Here is a 21,967-nt window from a genome sequence, read left to right on the forward strand (position 1 = left end):
CCGAGGAGCAGGGTGACGACGAGCCAGGTCGGCGGGCGGAAGAGCTTGATGCCGAAGTAGCCGAAGACGGCCAGGAGGGCGACGAGCGGGATTTCGACGTTCATGGCGGGGTGTCCTTTCAGCGGATGCGGCAGCGGTGGGTGCGGGCGGCGAGCTGTGCGGCGGTGCGGGTGCCGTAGTCGGCGGACCAGCCGCAGCGCTCGGAGGTGCACACGGCGGCGTGGCGGGTCTGGCCGGTGCGGCGGTCGCGGTGGGTGCCGATCTGCACCGGGCCGATGCGCTCGACGGAGTGGAAGAAGTCACGGGCAGGCATGGCGTGTTGTCCTTTCTGGTCAGGTGAGTTGGGCGGCGATGGCGTCGGCCATCGGCGAGGGGACGCCCAGGCGGGCGCGGAGGGTGTCGGTGTCCATCGGCGACCCGGTGCGCTCCCGGTGAGCAGTGGCGAGCTTCCGGGCGTGCTCGACCAGCGGAGCCGGAACCGAGACCGCAGGCGCCGGCACCCGTGCCGGAGCTGGGTCCTTGACCGGCTCGACCGGTGCGGGCTCCTGCTCGACCTCGGAGGCCGGGGGTGCCGGCACTTCGGCGGATTCGAGCGCGGCCGGGACGGTCTCGCGTTCGACGGTGACGGCCCGGGTGTGCGCCGGCTCATCACCGGCCGAGGTGTCGGTGTCGGTGACCAGGCCGTGGACTTGCCGCATGAGTGCGCCGAAGGCGAGGAGCGCGGCGGTCGGGGGGACGGCGGCCACGACGTGTTCCAGGCTCAGTGCGTCCTGCTCGACTCCGGCGACGTTGAGGCCGATGGAACCCAGGGACCCGGCAGCGGTGAGGGCGAAGGCCCACCAGTCCCAGGCCCCGCGCAGTGCGGCGCGGAACATGAGGACTTCGCCCGCGAGGATGAACAGGTCGATGGTGCCGGGCCAGGCCCAGGCGCGTTCGGGGCTGGAGGCGAGGCCGTGTTCCATGGCCACCTCGGCGAGGTGGGCGTAGGAGAGCCAGAACGCGGCCACGGTCAGGACGAGAATGACGGCCCCGGCGGTGAGGATCGCTGCCCGTTCTGCCTGCTGCTGCGTCATGCTCGGTGCCTCCTTCCGGTTTTCGGCATGGGTGAGGTAGGGGCGTGGCGTGAGACGGTCACGCCGACCGTCGCGCGGGGTGGGGGTGTTAGGCCGCTTCGGTCAGCTCAGGGGCCGGGTCGAGGGCGGGCCGGTAGTCGGCCAGCTCGGGGAGCTCGGGTGTCAGGTCGGCGTGGCGGTTGCAGATGTTGACCGCCTGCCGCAGCGTCGTGAACGGCGTACGGGTCAGCACCCAGCCGCCGGAGGAATCCGCAGCCACGGCGGTGCCGGGCCGGTCGGTGCCGATCTGGACGGCGGCGAGCACGGCGTCGGGTGCGATGTCGGCGAAGGCCATGTTCGCGGAGGCTTCATCGTTCACGCGGTGGGCGGTGCGGCCGGTGAGCTGCGAGCGCAGGAGGGTGATGCCCTTGCCGAGGTCGGCGCCGAAGCGCTGCCCGCAGACCTCCACGTAGATGCCGGCGGCGCGGCCGAGCTGGGCCAGCCGAACCAGGGCGGTGACGATGGTGTCCCGGCGCTTCTCCTCCGCCCTGCCACCTGCGGCGAGGGCGAGTTCGGCGACCTCGTCGACCAGCAGCACAACCGGCACCGGCCGCAGATGCTCGGGCAGGCCCCAGATATCGGCGGTGATCTCCGCGTCCGGCACGTCGGCGCTGATGCGCTGCTCACGCCGGATGACCTCCAGGGTCGATTCCATGCGGTCGATGAGCGCTTCGAGCAGGCCCAGGGCGTTGTCCGGGTTGTTCGCCAGAGCGGAGAAGCGGCGGGCGAGCGGGTAGAGCTCCACGCCGTTCTTGCAGTCGATCCCCACAAGCGCCACCCGCTGATCCGCCAGCGCGGCCACAAGACGCCGCTGATAGACCGACTTGCCCGACTGGGTGGCGCCGATGTTCAGCGCGTGCGGGACCTGCCGGTAGTCGCGGAAGTGGACCGAGCCGTCCTCCCGCAGGGAGACCGGGACGCGAAGGGTGTCCGCGTCGGTCTTCGCCGGCATCTGCACCCGGCGCAGCACGTCGTAGCCGGTCATGCGCAGCTCGACCACACCGGCCTTGACCTCCCGCGACGAGACGCCCTGCATCCCGAAGGAGTGCCGCAACCGGTCCGAGGCGGCGGCGAAGTCGAACGCGTCCTGCCCCGGACGGAGCTTGACCCTCACCACCAGCCCAGTCCGAGTGACCCGAAGCCGGCGAATGCGCGGGACCCGGGAGGCGGGAACCTCGCTGCGGGTGACGCGGGCCAGCAGCAGCCGCATACGCGACGGCGGGACCGTCAGGCCGCAGGCCTCCATGACCGAGGCGTACCGGAAGCGGAGCCGGACCACGGCCACGAGGGCGCCGAAGGTGAGCCAGTACCAGGCCGGGCGGCGCCACCGCAGCAGCGCCGCCGTGCCCAGGATGACCGCCGAACCGATGATCGTCAGCGTCTCCATGATCAGGCTGCCTTGGCCTTGGCGCCCGTCTCCGCGAGGGAGGTGACCGCCACGGCGCGGAAGGCGATGCCGTGCCGACGCTGCCCGTTGAACTCGTTCTCCCACGGCCGCGCAACCAGACCGGTCAGCGCCAGCGGCGTACCCATCACCAGCTCACCGGAGACGCCCGACTCGGGAACGGTGATCGACAGGATCTCCGGGGCGTTGCCCTCCAGCGCGAACATCACGTTCACGGTCATCAGCTTCGCGCCGGTCTCACGGTCGGTCTGGACCTCACCGGTCTGCCGGTTGACCTTCGGCTCAGCCGGGCCGGCAGCCATGACCTGAGCGGCGTTGGTGTCGACGGGGATCTGACGCATGAGGAAACTCCTCTAGATGTGATCGACTCAGGCACTCATGTATATGAGTGACGGTTAGAAGAGTCGCGCACTCATGTGTATGAGTCAAGTCCCTGCGAGAAGTTTCTTGTTCGCGACGCTCTGACCTGCGGTCGTGTCAGTCTCCGGCGGCGATGCGGTAGTCGAGGACGAACTTGTCAGCGGCCATCACGGTGTCGCACACCTCGACCACGCGACCTGTGTCCGTGATCGCTTCGCGCACCAGGTGGATGACGGGCGAACCGGGGCTCAGGCTCAAACCGGACGTCTCCTGCTTGGTCGCCAGCCGGGCCCGGACGACCTCGACGTACTCGGCCAGGGTGTTGCCGTGCTCCTCCAGACGGGCGTAGATGCCACCGCCACCGGGGTTCTCCGCGAACATCTCCGGGATGTCCTTGACCACATCCCACGGCAGATACGAGGTGGCCTCCTCGGTCGGGATGCCGTCGCTGAAGTACAGCCGCCGCCGGGCGAGAACCTTCGTGCCAGGCTCGACAGCCAGACGCTCGGCGATCTCCTCGGGTGCCTCCATCGGACCGACATAGAGCACGTTGACCGACGGAGTGGACCCGGCCTGCTCGCTCTCGGCCAGGTACGCGGCCTTCCCGGCCTTGCGGTGCGAGCGGCGGAAGCGGTCGGAGGACTTCCGACGCACCGGAGGCCGACGCTTCACGAACGAGCCGCGGCCGTGGTGCGTCTCGACGAGTCCGGCCGTGCGCAGCTCGGCGATGGCCTTCCGGGCAGTGCCGACCGAGCCGCCGTACTGCTCGATCACCTTGGCCTCACTGGGCACCTGCTCACCGGGGGCGAGCACGCCCTCGCGGATCTGCTGGGCCAGGCCCTCGGCGATCTGGAGATACTTCGGGACAGCCGAGTCGCGTGCCGCAGGTGTACCCATGTCCTTGCTTCCTCCTATGCTCCTATACATGAGTATCGGTACTCCTCCAGCCCGGTCAACGCCGCTGCACTCCGTGTCCGTCGCCGGAGCAGTCATCCGCGAAGATGGCAGGTTCCTCACCATCAAGCGCGCGGACAACGGCAAGTGGGAGCTCCCCGGGGGCGTACTCGAACTCGACGAGTCTCCGGAGGAGGGCGTGCGACGCGAGGTCTACGAGGAGACCGGCGTCCGGGTCGAGGTGGACCAGCTCAGCGGCGTCTACAAGAACCTGGCGCGTGGCGTTGTGGCCTTGGTCTTCCGGTGCAAGCCGTCCGGCGGAGTCGAGCGCACCTCCGACGAGTCGACTGCCGTCGCATGGCTCACGCCCGAAGAGGTGGCCGAGCGGATGAGCGAGGTCTACGCAGTACGCCTTCTGGATGCCCTTGGCGAGGACGGACCACATGTCCGGAACCACGACGGTCGCCAGCTCATCCAGGCGCGGTGAGACTTTCTCTACTTCATCAAGGGCTCGCTCCGCTCGCCGCGCGGCCCGGCTTGCCGCCGGGCCGACGCTCCTGTCTCCGCCCCGCTCCGGCCCGGCCGCCGGCCCGCGCACGGCGCGAGCCACAGAAGAGGGCACCATCGTGGCTGGGGCGGTCGGCTCCACGGCTTTAGGCAGCCACCTTGGGGCGAGCCTCTAAGATCGGGGCCCACATCGGGCTTTAGCGGGCAGGCTAGGAGCTGCCCGAGTCGCAGCAAGCTTACGGGCCCCGATCTCTCGCCCCAAAGGCAGCTCCAGCCCAAAGCCGCTCCACCGTCCGCAGGGAAATTAAGCCGTTGAATCAGGGTCGCGGAAAATAATCGGGTTAAGTCGATCAGCGGCATCCTTGTCGAACTGAACTACAGGCGTGTCTAGCGGCGGGTGGGCCCAGGCTGAGCCACTCCGCTTCGCTGCTTCGAGTAGCCGCTCGGCTTCATCTAGTTCCCCCAGCAATATGTGCCTCTCAAAAACGAACAATGGCTTGAGGGCAGATGTATCCCACTGAGTCACTTCCTTGGAGATGCTTTGCTTGCCCCTGCCCATTTTTCGAGCAATCCAATAGTAGGTTCGCTGGCCAAACCTGAGGTCGAGCGGTGCGTCCAAGTTCTTCGCGACGCTAGAAATTTTTTCGACCGCTTCCCAATTGCCGCGCTCCAGTAATTCGTCGTAGTACATGTACGGTACTCCGCCAACAAGCATCGCATCCTTGGGGTTTATGGCAAGCCAAGTGCGCAATGCGACGAGGCAGCCAAGGGAAAGGATCTGCGGTATAGCATTGCGTAGATAGGAGATATCTATATCCAGTGCATCGCCGACTTCTAGATCGCAGGACACCTTCGACTTATAGGCCGAGTTGACTCGGCCGCGAGTGTGGACGTGTGCGTTCCTGCGCTGGAATATCTCCAGCGTCTTTTTCCAATCTATGCAGCACTCTTTGATGTTGATGTCGGACTTGGAGAGCTCGGTTGCCCAATCCTCCAGTCCGCCGCGCAAGCTCGCATCGGCCTTCCTCTCGACTGCCTCTTCCATGATCGCATCAACAGAGCCGAGCCGTGCAATCTCCCCAAGGGAGAAGGCTTGGCTATTCGATATGTAGAGCTCTGGTTTCCCCTTTAGGAGAACTCTGTACATGGCGCCTATCAAGCCTTCGAAGGTGCTAACCAGGGAGACTAGTGTAGATCTGTATATGATATCTGACGGGTGGGGTCGACTCTGCACCTGCCGTACGGCGAACTCAATGGAGCCAGGTCTTCCGATAGACTGCATGATCTCCACGAGCTCCTCCCTGAACTGATCAGTTATATCGGCGTCCTTGGCTTCCCGTTCTTGCTTGTTCGTGACGGAGAGAGCCTCATTACGCGCTTTGTGGTAGCGCGCTTTCCAGTCATCCATTCTTTGTTCGCCATCCGGTTCTCCGAGTGATCTAGCTATTGTTCGCCAACGCTGCTTGACGTCATGGAGGGAAATTGAACTACGGTCGATGAAGTTCAAAAGGTCATCTAGGGCATTGATGGTCTCGACGAATTCCAGCTGAGCCTCTATCCACTCCATTGCAGACTGCGGCTTATGGTTCAGGTTCTTCGCCATATTGCGGTACCCCCTTAGTAGGCTTCTAGCGTCTAATATACCTAGGGTCATGCCGTGGCATCAGTATTTTGCGTTGGGGCTTGCTCGCCCCAACTCCTTCCCTTGGGCCTGATGAGCAGTGGGGAGCCCGGATGTTCGCACCTCGTAAGCTGGATACGCCGGGGGTTTATGCAAAGGGCCACCGGCTTGGCAGTCGCGGCTGGGGCCGTCTGTGGGCCGTGCGAGGGTGCTCGCGGGTGACCAACGACGACCAAAGACGCCAGGTCGAACCATGGTGGTTAGCGGTCAGACCAGCGGAAACGCAGGTCCCGGAGATCCCTGGCAAGACCCAGGGCAAGAAGAAGTAAGGGAAACGGCCAGGCCCCTGACCTGCGCATACGGTGCGGGTCAGGGGCCCCTTCGTGGGACCGGCACGTCGGCGGTCGCGATGGACGGCGACGCCGAAGACCCACCCCAGGAACACCGTCCGACGGCGCGGCGGAGTGCGGAGGGCCGGGCGGGCACCGTGTGCCCGCCCGGCCCCGTGACGACGGGTGGTGTCAGTCGCCGCAGCAGCTGCCGCCGCACTGGCAGGAGCCGCCGGACTGGCAGCCGCAGCCACAGCCGGAGCCGCAGCCGCAGGCGCCGAGCACCGGCGGGGGCGGGCTGTCACGGGCCGTGGGTGAGAGGGGCGGGTGGGGCATGGTTCCTCCTCTTCGGGCGGGACTGTCATGCGCTCCCATCCCTGCCCGCCCGGACACGTCCTAGCCGTGCGCGGCCCCGGCGTGCGGGAGCGCGACGGGGCGTGCAGCGTGCGCCGGTTCGCGTCCGGGGCGCGTCACGCGCCCTCGGCGGGCTCCGTCGAGTCCGTGCCGGAAGGGGAGGCGGCGGGGGCGGCACCCGCCGGTGCGCCGCCCTCGGTCAGCTCGTCGACGTAGTCGCCGGTGACGAGGTAGACCACGCGCCGGGCCACCGACACGGCGTGGTCGGCGAACCGTTCGTAGTACCGGCCGAGGAGGGTCACGTCGACGGCCGTCTCGATGCCGTGCTTCCAGCGGTCGTCCATCAGGTGCTGGAAGAGCGTGCGGTGCAGGTCGTCCATCTTGTCGTCGTCGTGCTCCAGCTGGAGCGCGGTGTCGACGTCCTTGGTGATGATCACCTCGGCGGCCTTGGCCATCAGGCGCTGCGCGAGCTGCCCCATCTCCAGCAGCGTGGCCTGGAGGTCCCGCGGCACCGGAGAGTCGGGGAAGCGCAGCCGTGCGACCTTCGCCACGTGCTGGGCGAGGTCGCCCGAACGCTCCAGGTCCGCGCTCATCCGCAGCGACGTGACGACGATCCGCAGGTCCGTGGCGACGGGCTGCTGCCGGGCGAGCAGCTGGATGGCCTTGGTCTCCAGGTCGCGCTGGAGGTCGTCGACCTTCTCGTCCGCCGCGATCACGCTCTCGGCGAGCTTGAGGTCCGCGTCGAGCATCGCCGTGGTGGCGCGGCCGATCGCGGAGCCGGCGAGCCGTGCCATCTCGACCAGGCTGTCGCTGATCGAGTCCAGCTCCTCGTGGTACGCGTCCCGCATGCTTGTCCTTCCTCGCGTGGCGTGTCCGGGGGCGGACGGGCTGTTGCTCCGACCGGGTGGTTCGCCCCCCACGCTGCCACGTTCGGGGCGGAATGCGTCCTCTTCCGGCCGCACAAGTGAATCAGCTCCGACACCGAGGTGAACTCTGGGGGACGAGTGTTCGAGACCGCCCCGGAAGGGCTGGGGGCGTGCGGTTTCTGCCGCATAACCTGGGAGCCATGGACGTGAACGCGGCAGTCGCCGCAGTGGCCGCGATCGCCGGTGTCTGCACCGGCGTGATCGCCATGCTGGCGTTCCGGTGGAGCGAGCGCGAGCAGGCGCGCCCCACTCGCACCGCGCTGCACACCGACCCGGCGACGCTGCCGCCGGGCGTGGACACCGTCCTGTCCGTGCTCCGCTCGTCTGCCGTCGTGCTGGACGAGGCCGACGCCGTGGTGAAGGCCAGCTCCGCCGCGTACGCCCTGGGGCTGGTGCGCGGCGGGCGGCTGACCGTGGACGAGATGCTGCGGATGGCCCGCGACACGCGCCGCGACGGAGAGATACGCCAGATCGAGCTGGACCTGCCGCGCCGCGGCTCGGGCCGGGGCGGCGACGCCCTCGCCGTGTCGGCGCGCGTGGCGCCGCTCGGGTCCCGCCTGGTGCTGCTGCTGGTCGAGGACCTGACGGAGGCCCGGCGGATCGAGGCGGTGCGCCGCGACTTCGTCGCCAACGTCAGCCACGAGCTGAAGACGCCGGTCGGCGCGCTGTCGCTGCTCTCCGAGGCCGTGATGGACGCCTCGGACGACCCCGAGGCCGTGGAACGCTTCGCCGGCCGGATGCAGAACGAGGCGACCCGGCTGACCAGTCTGGTGCAGGAGCTGATCGACCTCTCCCGGGTGCAGAACGACGACCCGCTGGAGGACTCGGAGCCGGTGCAGGTCACCGAACTGGTCGGGGAGGCGCTGGACCGCTGCCGGCAGTCGGCGTCGAACAAGCAGATCACCCTCGCGTCCGGAGGCACCGAGAACCTCCACGTGTGGGGGAACCGCGGGCAGCTCGCCGCCGCGCTCGGCAACCTCGTCGAGAACGCGGTCAACTACTCGCCGGCCCGTACCCGGGTCGGCATCGCCGGGCGGCGCATCGCCGTGCCGGGCGGCGACCTCGTCGAGATCGCGGTGACCGACCAGGGCATCGGCATCTCGGCGGCGGACAAGGAGCGGATCTTCGAGCGGTTCTACCGCGTCGACCCGGCCCGCTCCCGCGACACCGGTGGCACCGGCCTCGGCCTCGCCATCGTCAAGCACGTGGCCGCCTCGCACGGCGGAGAGGTCACCGTGTGGAGCGCGGAGGGCCAGGGCTCCACCTTCACCCTGCGGCTGCCGGAGGCCGGCAACGCCCGGGAGAAGGCGGAGTCCGGCCGCGAAGGCCGGTCCGGCCGCCACGAGCACCGCCTCAGCGGTGCGCTGCAGGAACCGTCCGACTTCGACGACGAGGACGACGGGGTGCACGACCCCACCACATCCCCATCACGACCACGTACATCTGACGCCCCGGAGGTCCTCCCGTGACCCGAGTGCTCGTCGTCGAGGACGAGGAATCGTTCAGCGACGCACTGTCGTACATGCTGCGCAAGGAAGGCTTCGAGGTCGCGGTGGCGTCCACGGGGCCGGAAGGGCTCGACGAGTTCGAGCGGAACGGCGCCGACCTGGTGCTGCTCGACCTGATGCTGCCGGGCCTGCCCGGCACGGAGGTGTGCCGCCAGCTCCGCGGTCGCTCCAACGTCCCCGTGATCATGGTGACCGCCAAGGACAGCGAGATCGACAAGGTCGTGGGGCTGGAAATAGGAGCCGACGACTACGTGACGAAGCCCTTCTCCTCCCGGGAGCTGGTCGCCCGGGTGCGCGCGGTGCTCCGGCGCCGCGGCGAGCCGGAGGAGGTCGAACCGGCGGCGCTGGAGGCCGGACCGGTGCGCATGGACGTCGACCGGCACGTGGTGACGGTCGGCGGCGGCAAGGTGGACCTGCCGCTCAAGGAGTTCGACCTGCTGGAGATGCTGCTGCGGAACGCCGGCCGCGTGCTGACCCGCATGCAGCTCATCGACCGGGTGTGGGGCGCGGACTACGTCGGCGACACCAAGACGCTGGACGTGCACGTCAAGCGGCTGCGGGCGAAGATCGAGCCCGACCCGGGCGCGCCCCGCTACCTGGTCACGGTGCGCGGCCTGGGCTACAAGTTCGAGCCCTGACCGGACCGCCTCCGGGGTGCCGCACGTCGGCGCGCCGCGGGGCCGGACGGAAGCGGCCGGGGGCCGGCGGATCTCCGCCGGCCCCCGGCCGCTTCATGTGCCGGTGTGCCGGCGCTACTCGCCGGCCGGGCTCTCGCCCGCCGCGGGCTCGGTGTTCTCGTCGCCGGGTGCGGGAGAGCCGGTCGGGGAGCCCGTGGGCGACCCCGTGGGCTCGCCGGTCGGCTCGCCGGGGCGCGGCGACGGGTTGCCGGTGGGCGCGCCGGAGGGGGTCGGCCGCGCGCTGGGGGCGAAGCGCTCGTAGCCGTCGTGGTCCGAAGGCACGACCGCGGCGCGCAGCTCCACCTTGCCGGTGCGGCTGAAGACGAAGGTGATGGCCTGCATCTCGCCGGGGCTGACCGTGCCCGGGTCCGGTACGAACGCGGAGGCGTGGCCCTCGCCGCCCAGCGCCAGGTGGCCCTCGGCGGGCACCGTGAGGGCGTTCTTTCCCGTGGGCGGGCTCAGCCTGACGCGGCCGTCGACGCCCTTGATGCGGATGGCCTCGAGGGTCTCCGGCTTTCGGCTGTCGTTGAAGATGCGGGCCGACACGCCGACGGGGCCCTCTCCGCCCTCGGTGGTGATGATGTTGACGGCCTCGACCTTGATCGGGCCGACCTGCTCGCTGGCACTGTCCGGCTCGACCTGCAGGGTCGCGGCATTGTTTCCCGCGCCGCACGCGGTGAGCGTGAGGACGCAGGAGGCGAGGGCGGTGGCGGCGAGGGTGCCGCGTCGAAGGCTGCTGCTCACGGCGGCGGCAACTCCTAGGACGAGCTCTGGCGGCCGAACGGCGTGCCCGGTCGCGGACGGTGGTCGGTTGTGGGCTCACAGGCTACCGACCCCGCGCGCGTGGGCCGCAGCCGCCCCTCCGGCGCGGCGCGGAGCGGGCGCGTGCCGTGCCGGAGCGGGGGGTCGCGGGGCGGCGGATTCTCCGTCCGGACGGGTCGGTGGGATTCTCGGGAAAGAATGTGAGAACGTCGGCCGGAATTGATCACTGCCGGTGCGGCCGACCGGCGGAACGCGGCCGTGTTCGCCCTCCGGAACAGTTCGCTGATCAATTCCGGAGAACGGGCGAACGGGTTCCCCGGTGAACCGGACATAACGGGCATTCGGCCTACGGTTCCCCTTCTCGTCGGGCCCTTCCGGGGTCCGTTTCGGCACCCGCGAAGACGCGCCCCGACCTGCGAATTCTTCGTTCCGCTTAGGGTCCGCAGCATGACAACGGGTCGCTTGTCAAGCCCCGAGATGCGGCCTGACCTGCGGAAACGTCATTCAGAACGGCTCGTTCACGTGTTAGACTGGATAGCCACGGAAGGGGTACCTGACACATGACGTTCAAGGTTGGCGACACCGTGGTCTATCCCCATCACGGGGCCGCGCTGATCGAGGCCATCGAAACTCGCCAGATCAAAGGCGTGGACAAGACCTATCTGGTTCTGAAGGTCGCGCAGGGCGACTTGACTGTTCGTGTGCCGGCGGACAATGCGGAGTTCGTGGGTGTGCGTGACGTGGTCGGTTCCGAGGGCCTGGACAAGGTCTTCGAGGTGCTGCGCGCTCCGTACGCCGAAGAACCCACCAACTGGTCGCGCCGCTACAAGGCGAACCTCGAGAAGCTCGCCTCCGGCGACGTGATCAAGGTTGCCGAGGTCGTCCGCGACCTGTGGCGTCGCGAGCGCGAGCGCGGTCTGTCGGCCGGCGAGAAGCGGATGCTCGCCAAGGCGCGTCAGATCCTCGTCAGCGAGCTGGCGCTGGCGGAGAAGACCAACGAGGACAAGGCCGAGGCGCTTCTCGACGAGGTCCTCGCCTCCTGACCCCCGGCCGCCCCGTGTGAGTCGTCGAGCGTCATCCGGCGAGTCCTGCAACGGGAGGCGTCGCCACCGCCATGCCGCGGTGCCCGGAAACCGTGCGGTCCACGACCGACCGGTTCGTCCCGGGCGCTGCGGCATCGCTGTATCGCGTTCAGTACGCTGGGTGTCACGATCGGCAGCCGCCCGTCGTATGCCCCTCGCACCGCTGTGCCGGGCCCGGCAGCACGCTCGACCGGCTGTCACGGAAGGGTCCGATCGAGGTGTCGCACCCGGCACTCCCCCAGCCGTCGGCCGGGGTTACGCCCATGCCATACCCAACCCGGCTGAGGACACAAACCTGAACGCGCAACCGATGTCACACGCTTCCGCTTCCGCTTCCACCTCCGCTTCCGCCGCCGTCCCCGGCCCGGCGGGAGCCTCCGCCGACCGGCCCGCCGCCCGTACCGCCGCGGTGATCCCGGCCGCCGGGCGCGGTGTGCGCCTCGGCCCCGGCGCCCCCAAGGCGCTGCGTGCCCTCGGCGGGACGCCGATGCTGGTGCACGCCGTACGGGCCATGGCGCGCGCCCGGGCGGTGTCCCTGGTCGTGGTGGTCGCTCCGGCCGACGGCGTCGACGGCGTGCGCCACCTGCTGGACGAGCACTCGCTGCCGGAGGTGCTGGTCGTCCCGGGCGGCGAGACCCGTCAGGACTCCGTACGCCTCGGCCTGGCCGCGCTGCCCGAGGACGTCACCGCCGTGCTGGTGCACGACGCGGCGCGCCCGCTCGTCCCCGTGGACACCGTGGATGCCGTGGCCGCGGCGGTACGGGACGGCGCGCCCGCCGTCGTACCGGCGCTGCCGGTGCCCGACACCGTCAAGCAGATCCGTCCGCCGGAGCGGCCGGGCGACCCCGAGCCGGTCGTCGGCACCCCGGAACGGTCCCTGCTGCGGGCCGTGCAGACGCCGCAGGGCTTCGACCGCCTGACGCTCGCCGACGCGCACGCCCGGGTGGCCCGTGAAGGGGACGGCGTCACGGACGACGCCGGTATGGTCGAGCGGCTGGGCGTGGAGGTGGTGGTCGTTCCCGGACACGCGGAGGCGTTCAAGGTCACCCGCCCGCTGGACCTGGTGCTCGCCGAGGCCGTCCTCGCCCGGAGGAGGGCCACCGATGGCTTCTGAACCTCGGCGGGACCCTCGGGGGGAGGTTCCGTTCCCGGTTCCGCGCATCGGTGTCGGCACCGACGTGCACGCCTTCGAGAAGGGCCGCGCGCTCTGGTGCGCCGGCCTGCTCTGGGAGGGAGAGGAGTACGGGCTCGCGGGCCACTCCGACGGTGACGTCGCCGCGCACGCCGCCTGCGACGCGCTGTTCTCCGCCTCCGGCCTGGGCGACCTCGGCGCCCACTTCGGCACCTCGCGCCCCGAGTGGTCCGGAGCCTCCGGGGTCACCCTGCTCGCGGCGGCCGCACGCATCGTCACCGCCGCGGGCTACGCGGTGGGCAACGTGAGCATCCAGGTCATCGGCGTGCGGCCGAAGATCGGCAAGCGGCGTGCGGAGGCCGAGCAGGCGCTGTCCGCCGCCTGCGGCGCGCCGGTGTCGGTATCCGGCACCACCACCGACGGCCTCGGCCTCACCGGACGCGCGGAGGGGCTGGCGGCCGTCGCCACCGCGCTGGTCCTCCCCGTCCCCGCGACCTGACGCGTCCGTGCGGCGGCGGCCGGGGGTCCGGCGGAAGGGGGAATGCCGACGGGCCGGCCGGGGTTGCACCTCGTGTGAGGGACGGCACAGCCGGCGACGCGAGGCCGGGCGCCACTCCCTCCACCGGAGCCGACGCCCACCGCATCCGTCCGCAGGAAGGAGCACCTCCACCGTGTTCTCCGACGAGCTCAAGAAGGTCCTGGACGGCAACGTCTTCGTCCACATCGCCACGATCCAGCCGGACGGCAGTCCGCAGGTGTCGCCGGTGTGGGTGAAGCGGGACGGCGAGGAGCTGCTGATCTCCACCACCCTGGGCCGCCGCAAGGCCCGGAACCTCGAACGCGACCCGCGGGTGACCGTGGTGGTGCAGCCCGCCGAAGCCCCCTACACGTACGCCGAGATCCGCGGCTCCGTGACGCTCACCACCGAGGGTGGGCAGGAGCTGATCGACGAGCTGGCCAGGAAGTACACCGGCAAGACCTACGCCGAGTTCAACCCGGAGTCGCACAAGGACGGCGAGCGCGTCGTCGTGCGCATCACCCCGCGGAAGGTCGTCGGCCGGCTCTGAGACGCGGTGCCGCCCCGGAGGCGCCCGTACCGGCGCGGCCCCGGGAGATCCCCCGGACCGCCCTGCCGAGGTGCGCGCACACCCCGCCCGCGGCCGACTACTCTTGGCCGCGTGACTCTTCGCCTGTACGACACCAGCGCCCGGCAGATCCGTGACTTCGTCCCGCTCCGGCCGGGCTGCGTCTCGATCTACCTGTGTGGCGCCACCGTCCAGGCGGCGCCGCACATCGGGCACATCCGTTCCGGCCTGAACTTCGACATCATGCGCCGCTGGTTCGAACACCGCGGCCTCGACGTGACGTTCGTCCGCAACGTGACCGACATCGACGACAAGATCATCGCCAAGTCCGCCGACCAGGACCGTCCCTGGTGGGCGATCGGCTACGAGAACGAGCGCGCGTTCAACGACGGGTACGCCGCGCTCGGCTGCCTGCCGCCCACCTGCGAACCGCGGGCCACCGGACACGTTCCGGAGATGATCGACATGATGCGCACGCTGATCGACTCCGGTCACGCGTACGCCGCCGACGGCAACGTCTACTTCGCCGTGCGCTCCCACCAGGGCTACCTCAAGCTCTCCAACCAGGAGCTGGACAATCTCCGTCAGCCGTCCGGGGACAACGAGACCGGCAAGCGCGACCCGCGCGACTTCGCGATGTGGAAGGCGGCCAAGCCGGGCGAGCCCAGTTGGGAGACCCCCTGGGGCACCGGCCGTCCGGGCTGGCACCTGGAGTGCTCCGCCATGGCGCACAAGTACCTGGGCCGGGAGTTCGACATCCACGGCGGCGGCGTCGACCTCGTGTTCCCGCACCACGAGAACGAGATCGCGCAGTCCGAGGCGTACGGCGACGCGTTCGCCCGCTACTGGGTTCACAACGCGTGGGTCACCATGAGCGGCGAGAAGATGAGCAAGTCGCTCGGCAACTCGGTGCTGGTCAGCGAGATGGTGAAGCGCTGGCGGCCCATCGTGCTGCGCTACTACCTGGGCACCCCGCACTACCGCTCCACCATCGAGTACAGCGAGGAGTCGCTGCGCGAGGCGGAGGCCGCGTTCGGCCGCATCGAGGGCTTCATGCACCGCGTCGCCGAGATGACCGGCGAGGTCGCCCCGGCGGACGAGGTGCCGGACGCCTTCGCCGAGGCCATGGACGACGACCTCGGCGTCCCGCAGGCCCTGGCCCTGGTGCACACCACCGTCCGGCACGGCAACCAGGCCCTGTCCGCCGACGACAAGGAGGCGGCCGCCCGCCACCTCGCCGACCTGCGGGCCATGCTCGGAGTGCTCGGCCTGGACCCGATGGCGGAGCAGTGGTCCGGCGGCGGTGCCGCCAAGGCGGCGGACGAACTGCACGGCGTGGTCGACTCGCTGGTCGCGCTCATCCTGGAGCAGCGGCAGGCCGCGCGCGGACGCAAGGACTACGCGACCGCCGACGCGATCCGCGACGAACTCGCCCGCGCCGGCCTCACCATCGAGGACACCCCCTCCGGCCCCCGGTGGGAGATCGGCTCCTCGTCCGCCTCCTGACGCACGCCCCGCCCCGCTCCGCGTCCCCCTCCCAGCTGTCGCGGGCGGAGGGGGGACGGGACGGAGCGTCCGGCGGCGCACGGGCCGGTGCGGGGGAGGGGCGCCGCGGCTCCGGCGCCCGGTACGGTCGGGGATAATCGCACCGTACGCACGACCACCGTCAGACCACGCCAACGACCACGCCGCGACCTTTCCACCGCAGGAACCGCAGGAAGCACAGAGGTACCCCATGGCCGGCAACAGCGCACGCCGCAACCGCCGCACGTCCAACAAGAAGGGCGCGCAGGTCGGCAGCGGCGGCCAGCGCCGTCGCGGCCTGGAGGGCAAGGGCCCGACCCCGCCCGCCGAGATGCGCAAGGGCCACGCCAAGCAGCGTGCCGCCCAGTCCAAGGCGCGCCGTGCGCAGGGCCGCCAGAGCGCCCCCCGCCGCGGTGCCGGCAAGGGCAAGGGCAGCGCCGAGCTGGTCGTCGGCCGCAACTCCGTGGTCGAGGCGCTGCGCGAGGGCGTCCCGGCGACCACCCTCTACGTGCAGCAGTTCATCGACAACGACGAGCGCGTCCGGGAGTGCGTGCGCCTCGCGGGCGAGCGCGGCGGCATCCACCTGATGGAGGCGCCGCGTCCGGAACTCGACCGGATGACCCACCACCTCAACCACCAGGGCGTCGTGCTCCAGGTGCCGCCGTACGACTACGCGCACCCGGAGGACCTGACCGCCGCCGCTTTCGACGACGGCGAGGACCCGCTCATCGTCGCCCTGGACGGGGTCACCGACCCCCGCAACCTCGGCGCGGTGGTGCGCTCCGTCTCCGCCTTCGGCGGCCACGGCGTCGTCGTGCCCGAGCGGCGCGCCGCCGGGATGACGGCGGGCGCGTGGAAGACGAGCGCCGGAACCGCCGCCCGCACACCCGTCGCCCGCGCGACGAACCTCACCCGTGCACTGGAGACGTACCAGAAGGCCGGTCTCACGGTCGTCGGTCTCGCCGCGGACGGGGACACCGAGCTGACCGAGCTGGACGTGCTCGACGGTCCGGTCGTGGTCGTGGTCGGCTCGGAGGGCAAGGGCCTGTCACGTCTGGTCGGCGAGACCTGCGACGTGCGGGTGCGCATTCCGATGCCGGGCGGAGCCGAGTCGCTGAACGCCGGCGTCGCCGCGGGCGTGGTGCTGTACGAGGCGGCCCGCCGCCGCGCGTGACCTGAGGACCCGCGCCCGCCGGTGGCACCCGCGGGCGCATCTGCGCCCGGAAGCGATCGCTTCGTGTGGTGATCTGGTCGCTTGACGGGTCGCGGACAGATCGGCGCGGTCAAGGCAGTGTCTTCTCCGTCCGTCACTCGGTTAGATGAGTGTGGACACGAGAACACCCCGCACACCTACCGGGGGAACGCGCGGATTCACCGACGACGAGCCCGTGCTGAGCACGGTCAAGGTCCCGTCCGACCCCGGGCAGGTCATCGTCAACCACGTGAGCTTCCGGGTGCTGCTCGCCGGCCCCGCACCCCGCAGCGCGGCCCTCGAGGCCCCACGGCTGCGCGCCGCCCGTGCGGCGGGCGCCGGAGTGGACTTCGGCGCGGCGGCGGGCGCCTCCGCCGCCGCCCCCAGAGCCGGACGACGCCGGGCCCCTCTCGTGTGGAGCGGCCACGCCAACCCCGAGGACACCGGCGCCACCCGGCTGCTCCAGGCCGTACGGGTCCCCCCGACCGGCCTGCTCCCGAGTCCGTCCGCGGCGCCCGAGGCGGCGAACGCCGCCACCCAGACGCTCCCGCGCCTCGACGACGCGCCCCCGACCGTCGTCGGCCCGCGTGGACCGGGCCCCTCGGAGCACACCCAGCCGCTGCTGGCAGGCGTACGGCCCGCGCGCGGCGCGTACGACGATCTGCCCGGCGGCCCGGGCGACACGGGTCACCTGGACGGCCCGGCCGACGACGGCGAGGCGTACGCCGAAGGTGTGCGCCGCCCGCGCCGCAACGACCCGGTGCGGCACGCGTACTACCCCGGCCGCCGGATGAACCTCGGGATGGTCCTGCTCCCGCTGCGGATCTTCCTCGGCTTCATCTCGGTCTACGCCGGCATGGGCAAGCTCTGCGACCCCGTCTACTTCGACGGCGGCGCCCGCGGCTCGTTGGTGACCTGGCTGCGCTCGCTCGAACCGTGGGCCATCGCCACCCCGCTGCACGACTTCGCGGTGTCGCACCCGGTCGGTGCGGGGCTCACCGTCGCGTTCCTCCAGGTCGTGGTGGGTGTGCTGACCATCTTCGGGCTCTGGCAGCGATTCGCCGCCGGCATCGGCGCCGCGCTGTCCCTCGCCCTGCTGGTCACCGTGAGCTGGAGTTCGGTGCCCGTCTACGACACTCCGGACATCATCTACCTCGCCGCCTGGAGCCCGCTGCTGATCGCGGGCGCCCCGGTCTACTCACTCGACGGCCGCCTGGCGGGGGAGGCGTGGCGCACCCTCGGACCGCGCGCGGACATCTGGGACCTGCGGCGCCGCGTGCTGCGCCGCGGCGCGGTCATCGCCACGCTCGTCTGCGGTCTGGCGCTGCTGGTCGGCGCGGTCCTCGGCGGCGCGGTCCGCACCTCGGACGCCCCACGGGTCTCCGAGCCCGGCCAGCCCCCGGTCAACCACCTGCCCGGCTCGCCGCTGCCGCAGGAGCCGAAGAAGAAGACCGGGCCGGACGGCGGCACCGGCGTCCGCACGCCGGGCACCGACCGCACCCCGGGGCCGTCCGCCTCCAGCGCGGGCACGCCGAGCGGGCGCAGCGGGGCGCCGAGCGCCCCGAGCCAGCAGGAGACCGTGCAGGCACCGGCACAGCCCGCCGCGCCGCAGGCGCCGGAGCAGCCGGCCGCCCCCTCCACCACGGGGACCGGCAGTTCCGGCCCGTCCGGCGACGACAGCTCCGCGGGCGGCGGCACGGCCACCGGCGGATCGACGGGCGGCGGCACGACAGGGGGTGACGGGCCCGAGCGGGGCGGCGCGCTGGGCGGCCTGCTCGGCTGAGCCACGGCGGCGCCGGTCGCCCCCGGGCGGGCGGCGCCGCGACGTACGAACGGCCCGGCGGGATGCCCCGCCGGGCCGTTCGCCGTATGTCCCCCGGGGACGGGCGGCGTCAGTGCCCGGGCGGCCGGCCCTGGTCACCGTACGGGTCCCCGCCGGGCCCGCCGGGACGGTCGTGTCCGCCGCGGGTGTCGCCCTGCGCCCCTCCGTGCGGGCCTCCGTGCGTGCCGGGCCGTCCGAGCTCCTGCTTGAGCCTGCTCTGGGCCTTGTCCACGTGGCGCCGGTACTTGCCGTGCGTCTTGCGGTCGATCAGGTCGCCCGCCACGTCGATGCCCTTCGCGGCCTTGCTCTCGTGGCCCTTCAGCATGCTCTTGATCTTGTTCATCATGGACATCTGGATCCACACTCCTCTGCCGTCGTCCACGGCCAAGCATCGCCGGACGCCGTACGGATCGCACACCGAGAGCGTCCGGGGCGCGCCGTGCCCGTGGGCGTCTCGGCCGCTACCCGACGGCTGTCCGGCCGGGGCGTTCTCATGCCTCCCCGGCGAGTTCCCGTGCCGCTTCGGTGAGGTCCTTCGCCGTGTCGATGGCCCGCCAGTAGGCGCCGTGCGGCAGCGGGTAGCCGGCCAGGGCACGTTCCCGGGCGAGGCGGGGGAAGGTGGTCCGCTCGTGGTCGCCCCGCGTGGGCAGCATGGCGGTGAACGCGGCGGAGAACACGTACACGCCGGCGTTGATCAGGTACGGCGACGGAGGGGCCTCGATGAAGTCCAGCACGTGCCCGAACTCGTTGGTCTCCACGGCGCCCCAGGGGATGCGCGGCCGGGCCAGCGCGAGCGTGGCCGTGGCGTCCCGTTCGGCGTGGAAGTCGGCCATCTCGCGCAGCGAGAAACGGGTCCAGATGTCGCCGTTGGTGGCATACCAGGGCTCGTCGGGGCGGGGGAGGGAGGCGGCCGCGTAGCGCAGGCCGCCGCCGCGGCCGAGCGGCTCGTGCTCCACCACCACGCTGACCCGCAGCGGGAGTTCGGCCGCCTCCAGCCAGCCCTCCAGCACCTCGGCGAGGTGGCCGCAGGAGACCACGGCGTCCGTCACGCCCTCGGCGGCGAGCCAGGCCAGCTGGTGCCCGATGATCGGCGTGCCCGTGCCGGGGATCTCCACCATCGGTTTCGGGCGGTCGTCCGTGTACGGGCGCAGCCGCGTGCCCTGGCCGCCTGCCAGGACGACCGCCTGGCTGGGGCGGTGCGAGGCATGCGGGACGTCGGGCTCGTCGGTCCGGTCACTGGTCATGACGGCACCCTATGGGGCGGGCCGGGCGTGACGCGGAGGCGCCGGGCCGGACGCAGGGGCCGGCCGTCACCCGCCACGGGTGGGGGAGGCGGCGGGAGAGCGGGCGGGCACGCGCTTGCGGAGGGCGCACGTCCTCGGACGCGCGCCCTCCGCAAGCCACCGCGCAGCCGCGTCGGAGCGCCTTCGGGCGCTTCCGCGTGGTCGCGCTAGCGCATCTGCACGACGCCGGTCGCGAACGAGGTGTCGCAGACCGGGCGGGAGAAGCCCTGCGCACGGTGCACGGCGCCGTACTTCTTCACCGCGGCCCGGCCGAGCGCCTTCGCGATGGACGTGCAGTGCTCGGCGAGGGACGGGCGGCGCTGCACCTCCCGCTGGAGGCTGGTGAGCGCGACCCCCGGGTCCTTCGCCTGGAGTTCGGTGATCAGGCGCTCCTGAAGCACGTCCTCCGGCGCCGCCGGAGCCCCCTGGCGCGTCGACGACTTCTCCGCCGAGGCCGTCAGGAGCTGGGATTCGGAGGGGCCGGCCGCCCAGGGCACGCGGGCCACCGCGAGCGTCCCGGACATGACCAGGACGACGGGCAGCACGAGTGCGAGGGAGCGGCCGATCCTGCGGGCTGCTTTGTTCGCTGCGTGGTGTGTCACGGACCGATCGTAGCGAGGAGTGATGATGAAGCGACATTCCGTCACTCTGTCGAGGGAAGAAAAACTTCGAAGTCGTGTCATCGTGTTGACGCGCACCGCCCGAAACCGGTGAAAAAGGGCCGTGCCCCCGGGAGTTCCGGAGGCACGGCCCGTCGTCCGAGAGGGTGCGTACGGCGTGTCGCCGCCCCGCGCCCTCGGCGCCGTCAGTCGCTGAGGCGCTCGCCGGTCGAGGTCGAGAACACGTGGGTCTCGCCCGCGCGCGGCACGACGTGGATGGTGGAGCCCTTCTCCGGGACCTCGCGGCCGGAGACGCGGATCACCAGCTCCTTCTCCTTGCCGCCGATCTCGGCGTTGCCGTACACGTAGCCGTCCGCGCCGAGTTCCTCGACGACGTCCACGGACACGGCCAGGCCGGCGTGCTCGTCCTTCTTCAGGCCGCCGCCGTCGCCGTTCACCAGGTCGAAGTGCTCGGGGCGGCAGCCGACCGTCACCGTGGTGTCGCCCTTGGCGGTGGCCGAGGACAGGGCCTCGCGCTCCACGGACACCACGCTGTTGCCGAACTTCACCCCGCCGTCGGTGATCGGCACCTCGACCAGGTTCATCGCCGGCGAGCCGATGAAGCCCGCGACGAACAGGTTGGCCGGCTTGTCGTACATGTGGCGCGGCGAGTCGACCTGCTGCAGCAGGCCGTCCTTCAGCACGGCCACCCGGTCGCCCATCGTCATGGCCTCGACCTGGTCGTGGGTGACGTACACGGTGGTGATGCCCAGGCGACGCTGCAGGCTGGCGATCTGCGTACGGGTCTGGACGCGGAGCTTGGCGTCGAGGTTCGACAGCGGCTCGTCCATGAGGAACACCTGCGGCTCACGCACGATGGCGCGCCCCATCGCGACACGCTGCCGCTGACCGCCGGAGAGCGCCTTCGGCTTGCGGCCCAGGTACTCCGTGAGGTCGAGGATCTTCGCCGCGTCCTCGACCTTCTGCCGGATCTCCGACTTCGGCACGCCGGCGATCTTCAGGGCGAAGCCCATGTTGTCGGCGACGGTCATGTGCGGGTAGAGCGCGTAGTTCTGGAACACCATCGCGATGTCCCGGTCCTTCGGCGGCAGGTGGGTGACGTCACGGTCACCGATGCGGATGGCGCCCTCGTTGACGTCCTCGAGCCCGGCGAGCATCCGGAGCGAGGTGGACTTTCCGCAGCCGGAGGGGCCGACGAGGACGAGGAACTCGCCGTCCTCGATGTCGATGTCGAGCTTGTCGACGGCGGGCTTGTCGCCACCGGGGTAGATCCGGGTGGCGCTGTCATAGGTGACCGTGGCCATGCCTGTGTACTCCTTCACCGGCAGGTACGTGCCGGACGATCCGTAGTAAAGGGGGATTGTCCTCCCGGCAGGGAGGTTTCCGAGACGTTAACTCGTCGCCCACCTGCTTGTCAGTAGTCCCGGCCGGTCGAAACTCCACGTCGTCACCCCGATGCGGGCAGGTACACTGCACCCCGGACGCCACCCGGCACGCCGCCTTAGCTCAGCTGGTTAGAGCATCTGTCTTGTAAACAGAAGGTCGTCGGTTCGAATCCGACAGGCGGCTCCAGCTCACAGAGGCCCCTGCGGAATCGCAGGGGCCTCTGACATCCCCGGCTGACATCGGCCGACGGTTCCCTGCGGCACGACCGTCCGGCCGGGGCCGCGCGAGGGCGGGAGCCTGCTCCGGTCTGCGGGGCGGGGAATTCGGTATTACGGTGACAAAAGGGGTCACCCCACGGTCGATTCCCCTGCAGGCCGCACCGCGGG

General features: G+C 70.8%; 23 protein-coding genes and 1 tRNA gene. 11 read left to right on the forward strand and 13 right to left on the reverse strand.

The annotated features are described in order from the left end of the window. Positions 1-118: 118 nt before the first annotated feature. From K304_RS0123255 to K304_RS0123275, 5 genes are all read right to left on the reverse strand, one after another. Positions 119-313 carry a mobile element transfer protein gene (locus tag K304_RS0123255; protein ID WP_027763892.1) on the reverse strand — a complete coding sequence of 65 codons (195 nt, stop codon included), beginning with the start codon at positions 311-313 and terminating at the stop codon, positions 119-121. A gap of 19 nt (positions 314-332) precedes the next feature. Continuing rightward, positions 333-1,073 carry a DUF2637 domain-containing protein gene (locus K304_RS31865; RefSeq protein ID WP_051308744.1) on the reverse strand — a complete coding sequence of 247 codons (741 nt, stop codon included), beginning with the start codon at positions 1,071-1,073 and terminating at the stop codon, positions 333-335. Positions 1,074-1,161: 88 nt separating this feature from the next. After that, on the reverse strand, positions 1,162-2,499 hold the full coding sequence (locus K304_RS0123265) for an FtsK/SpoIIIE domain-containing protein (protein ID WP_027765675.1): 1,338 nt from the start codon (positions 2,497-2,499) through the stop codon (positions 1,162-1,164). Positions 2,500-2,501: 2 nt separating this feature from the next. Beyond that, positions 2,502-2,858 (reverse strand): SCO3933 family regulatory protein, encoded by a 357-nt coding sequence (locus tag K304_RS0123270; RefSeq protein ID WP_027765676.1) that lies wholly within the window; start codon positions 2,856-2,858, stop codon positions 2,502-2,504. 136 nt (positions 2,859-2,994) lie between these two features. Continuing rightward, positions 2,995-3,774 (reverse strand): GntR family transcriptional regulator, encoded by a 780-nt coding sequence (locus tag K304_RS0123275; protein WP_027765677.1) that lies wholly within the window; start codon positions 3,772-3,774, stop codon positions 2,995-2,997. Between the two features lie 16 nt (positions 3,775-3,790). Between K304_RS0123275 and K304_RS0123280 the strand changes: the two genes are divergently transcribed. Next, entirely contained in the window at positions 3,791-4,258 is a 468-nt protein-coding gene (locus tag K304_RS0123280) for an NUDIX domain-containing protein (RefSeq protein WP_027765678.1), read from the forward strand. A gap of 324 nt (positions 4,259-4,582) precedes the next feature. Here K304_RS0123280 and K304_RS33510 read toward each other — a convergent pair whose 3' ends face one another. The 3 genes from K304_RS33510 to phoU form a co-directional block, all read right to left on the reverse strand. Next, positions 4,583-5,881, reverse strand: a complete 1,299-nt coding sequence (locus tag K304_RS33510) for a hypothetical protein (protein WP_158687413.1) — start codon at positions 5,879-5,881, stop codon at positions 4,583-4,585. Positions 5,882-6,420: 539 nt separating this feature from the next. Continuing rightward, on the reverse strand, positions 6,421-6,564 hold the full coding sequence (locus K304_RS33760; protein WP_168711438.1) for a hypothetical protein: 144 nt from the start codon (positions 6,562-6,564) through the stop codon (positions 6,421-6,423). Positions 6,565-6,698: 134 nt separating this feature from the next. Continuing rightward, on the reverse strand, positions 6,699-7,430 hold the full coding sequence (gene phoU, locus K304_RS30855; RefSeq protein WP_051308745.1) for a phosphate signaling complex protein PhoU: 732 nt from the start codon (positions 7,428-7,430) through the stop codon (positions 6,699-6,701). A gap of 218 nt (positions 7,431-7,648) precedes the next feature. Between phoU and phoR the strand changes: the two genes are divergently transcribed. Continuing rightward, positions 7,649-8,977, forward strand: coding sequence for a two-component system sensor histidine kinase PhoR (phoR, locus tag K304_RS0123295; protein ID WP_027765680.1), 1,329 nt, complete (start codon positions 7,649-7,651; stop codon positions 8,975-8,977). Then, entirely contained in the window at positions 8,974-9,654 is a 681-nt protein-coding gene (phoP, locus tag K304_RS0123300; protein ID WP_023527581.1) for a two-component system response regulator PhoP, read from the forward strand. Before phoR ends, phoP begins: the two co-directional genes overlap by 4 nt. 114 nt (positions 9,655-9,768) lie before the next feature. Here the strand turns inward: phoP and K304_RS0123305 are convergent, their stop codons facing one another. Beyond that, on the reverse strand, positions 9,769-10,437 hold the full coding sequence (locus K304_RS0123305; RefSeq protein ID WP_027765681.1) for a hypothetical protein: 669 nt from the start codon (positions 10,435-10,437) through the stop codon (positions 9,769-9,771). 578 nt (positions 10,438-11,015) lie between these two features. Between K304_RS0123305 and K304_RS0123310 the strand changes: the two genes are divergently transcribed. The 7 genes from K304_RS0123310 to K304_RS0123340 all read left to right on the forward strand — a co-directional run bounded on the left by K304_RS0123310 (position 11,016) and on the right by K304_RS0123340 (position 18,253). Then, on the forward strand, positions 11,016-11,498 hold the full coding sequence (locus K304_RS0123310; RefSeq protein WP_027765682.1) for a CarD family transcriptional regulator: 483 nt from the start codon (positions 11,016-11,018) through the stop codon (positions 11,496-11,498). Between the two features lie 349 nt (positions 11,499-11,847). Further along, on the forward strand, positions 11,848-12,651 hold the full coding sequence (gene ispD / locus K304_RS0123315; protein ID WP_027765683.1) for a 2-C-methyl-D-erythritol 4-phosphate cytidylyltransferase: 804 nt from the start codon (positions 11,848-11,850) through the stop codon (positions 12,649-12,651). Continuing rightward, complete coding sequence (gene ispF, locus K304_RS0123320; RefSeq protein ID WP_027765684.1) at positions 12,641-13,168, forward strand: 2-C-methyl-D-erythritol 2,4-cyclodiphosphate synthase; 528 nt, start codon at positions 12,641-12,643, stop codon at positions 13,166-13,168. The genes ispD and ispF overlap by 11 nt, the downstream gene beginning before the upstream one ends. 172 nt (positions 13,169-13,340) lie before the next feature. Then, the gene (locus K304_RS0123325; protein ID WP_027765685.1) at positions 13,341-13,736 is read left to right on the forward strand and encodes a PPOX class F420-dependent oxidoreductase; all 396 of its coding nucleotides are present in this window, start codon (positions 13,341-13,343) and stop codon (positions 13,734-13,736) included. Between the two features lie 111 nt (positions 13,737-13,847). Beyond that, the gene (gene cysS / locus K304_RS0123330) at positions 13,848-15,260 is read left to right on the forward strand and encodes a cysteine--tRNA ligase (protein ID WP_027765686.1); all 1,413 of its coding nucleotides are present in this window, start codon (positions 13,848-13,850) and stop codon (positions 15,258-15,260) included. Between the two features lie 229 nt (positions 15,261-15,489). Next, a complete protein-coding gene (gene rlmB / locus K304_RS0123335) occupies positions 15,490-16,452 on the forward strand; it encodes a 23S rRNA (guanosine(2251)-2'-O)-methyltransferase RlmB (protein ID WP_027765687.1) in 963 nt (320 codons plus the stop codon). Between the two features lie 145 nt (positions 16,453-16,597). Then, positions 16,598-18,253 carry a DoxX family protein gene (locus K304_RS0123340; protein WP_027765688.1) on the forward strand — a complete coding sequence of 552 codons (1,656 nt, stop codon included), beginning with the start codon at positions 16,598-16,600 and terminating at the stop codon, positions 18,251-18,253. 109 nt (positions 18,254-18,362) lie between these two features. Here the strand turns inward: K304_RS0123340 and K304_RS31870 are convergent, their stop codons facing one another. The 4 genes from K304_RS31870 to K304_RS0123360 form a co-directional block, all read right to left on the reverse strand. Continuing rightward, the gene (locus K304_RS31870) at positions 18,363-18,644 is read right to left on the reverse strand and encodes an antitoxin (RefSeq protein WP_051308746.1); all 282 of its coding nucleotides are present in this window, start codon (positions 18,642-18,644) and stop codon (positions 18,363-18,365) included. A 139-nt stretch (positions 18,645-18,783) separates the two neighbouring features. Beyond that, positions 18,784-19,536: a nucleotidyltransferase family protein gene (locus K304_RS0123350; RefSeq protein ID WP_051308747.1), complete on the reverse strand. Its 753-nt coding sequence runs from the start codon at positions 19,534-19,536 to the stop codon at positions 18,784-18,786. Positions 19,537-19,742: 206 nt separating this feature from the next. Continuing rightward, positions 19,743-20,222 carry a hypothetical protein gene (locus tag K304_RS0123355; protein ID WP_486591781.1) on the reverse strand — a complete coding sequence of 160 codons (480 nt, stop codon included), beginning with the start codon at positions 20,220-20,222 and terminating at the stop codon, positions 19,743-19,745. A 158-nt stretch (positions 20,223-20,380) separates the two neighbouring features. Further along, complete coding sequence (locus tag K304_RS0123360; RefSeq protein ID WP_027765691.1) at positions 20,381-21,499, reverse strand: sn-glycerol-3-phosphate ABC transporter ATP-binding protein UgpC; 1,119 nt, start codon at positions 21,497-21,499, stop codon at positions 20,381-20,383. Between the two features lie 191 nt (positions 21,500-21,690). Here K304_RS0123360 and K304_RS0123365 point away from each other — a divergent pair. After that, a tRNA-Thr gene (locus K304_RS0123365) sits at positions 21,691-21,767 on the forward strand. The last annotated feature ends 200 nt before the right edge of the window (positions 21,768-21,967 follow it).

The sequence above is a fragment of the Streptomyces sp. CNS606 genome (assembly GCF_000426325.1).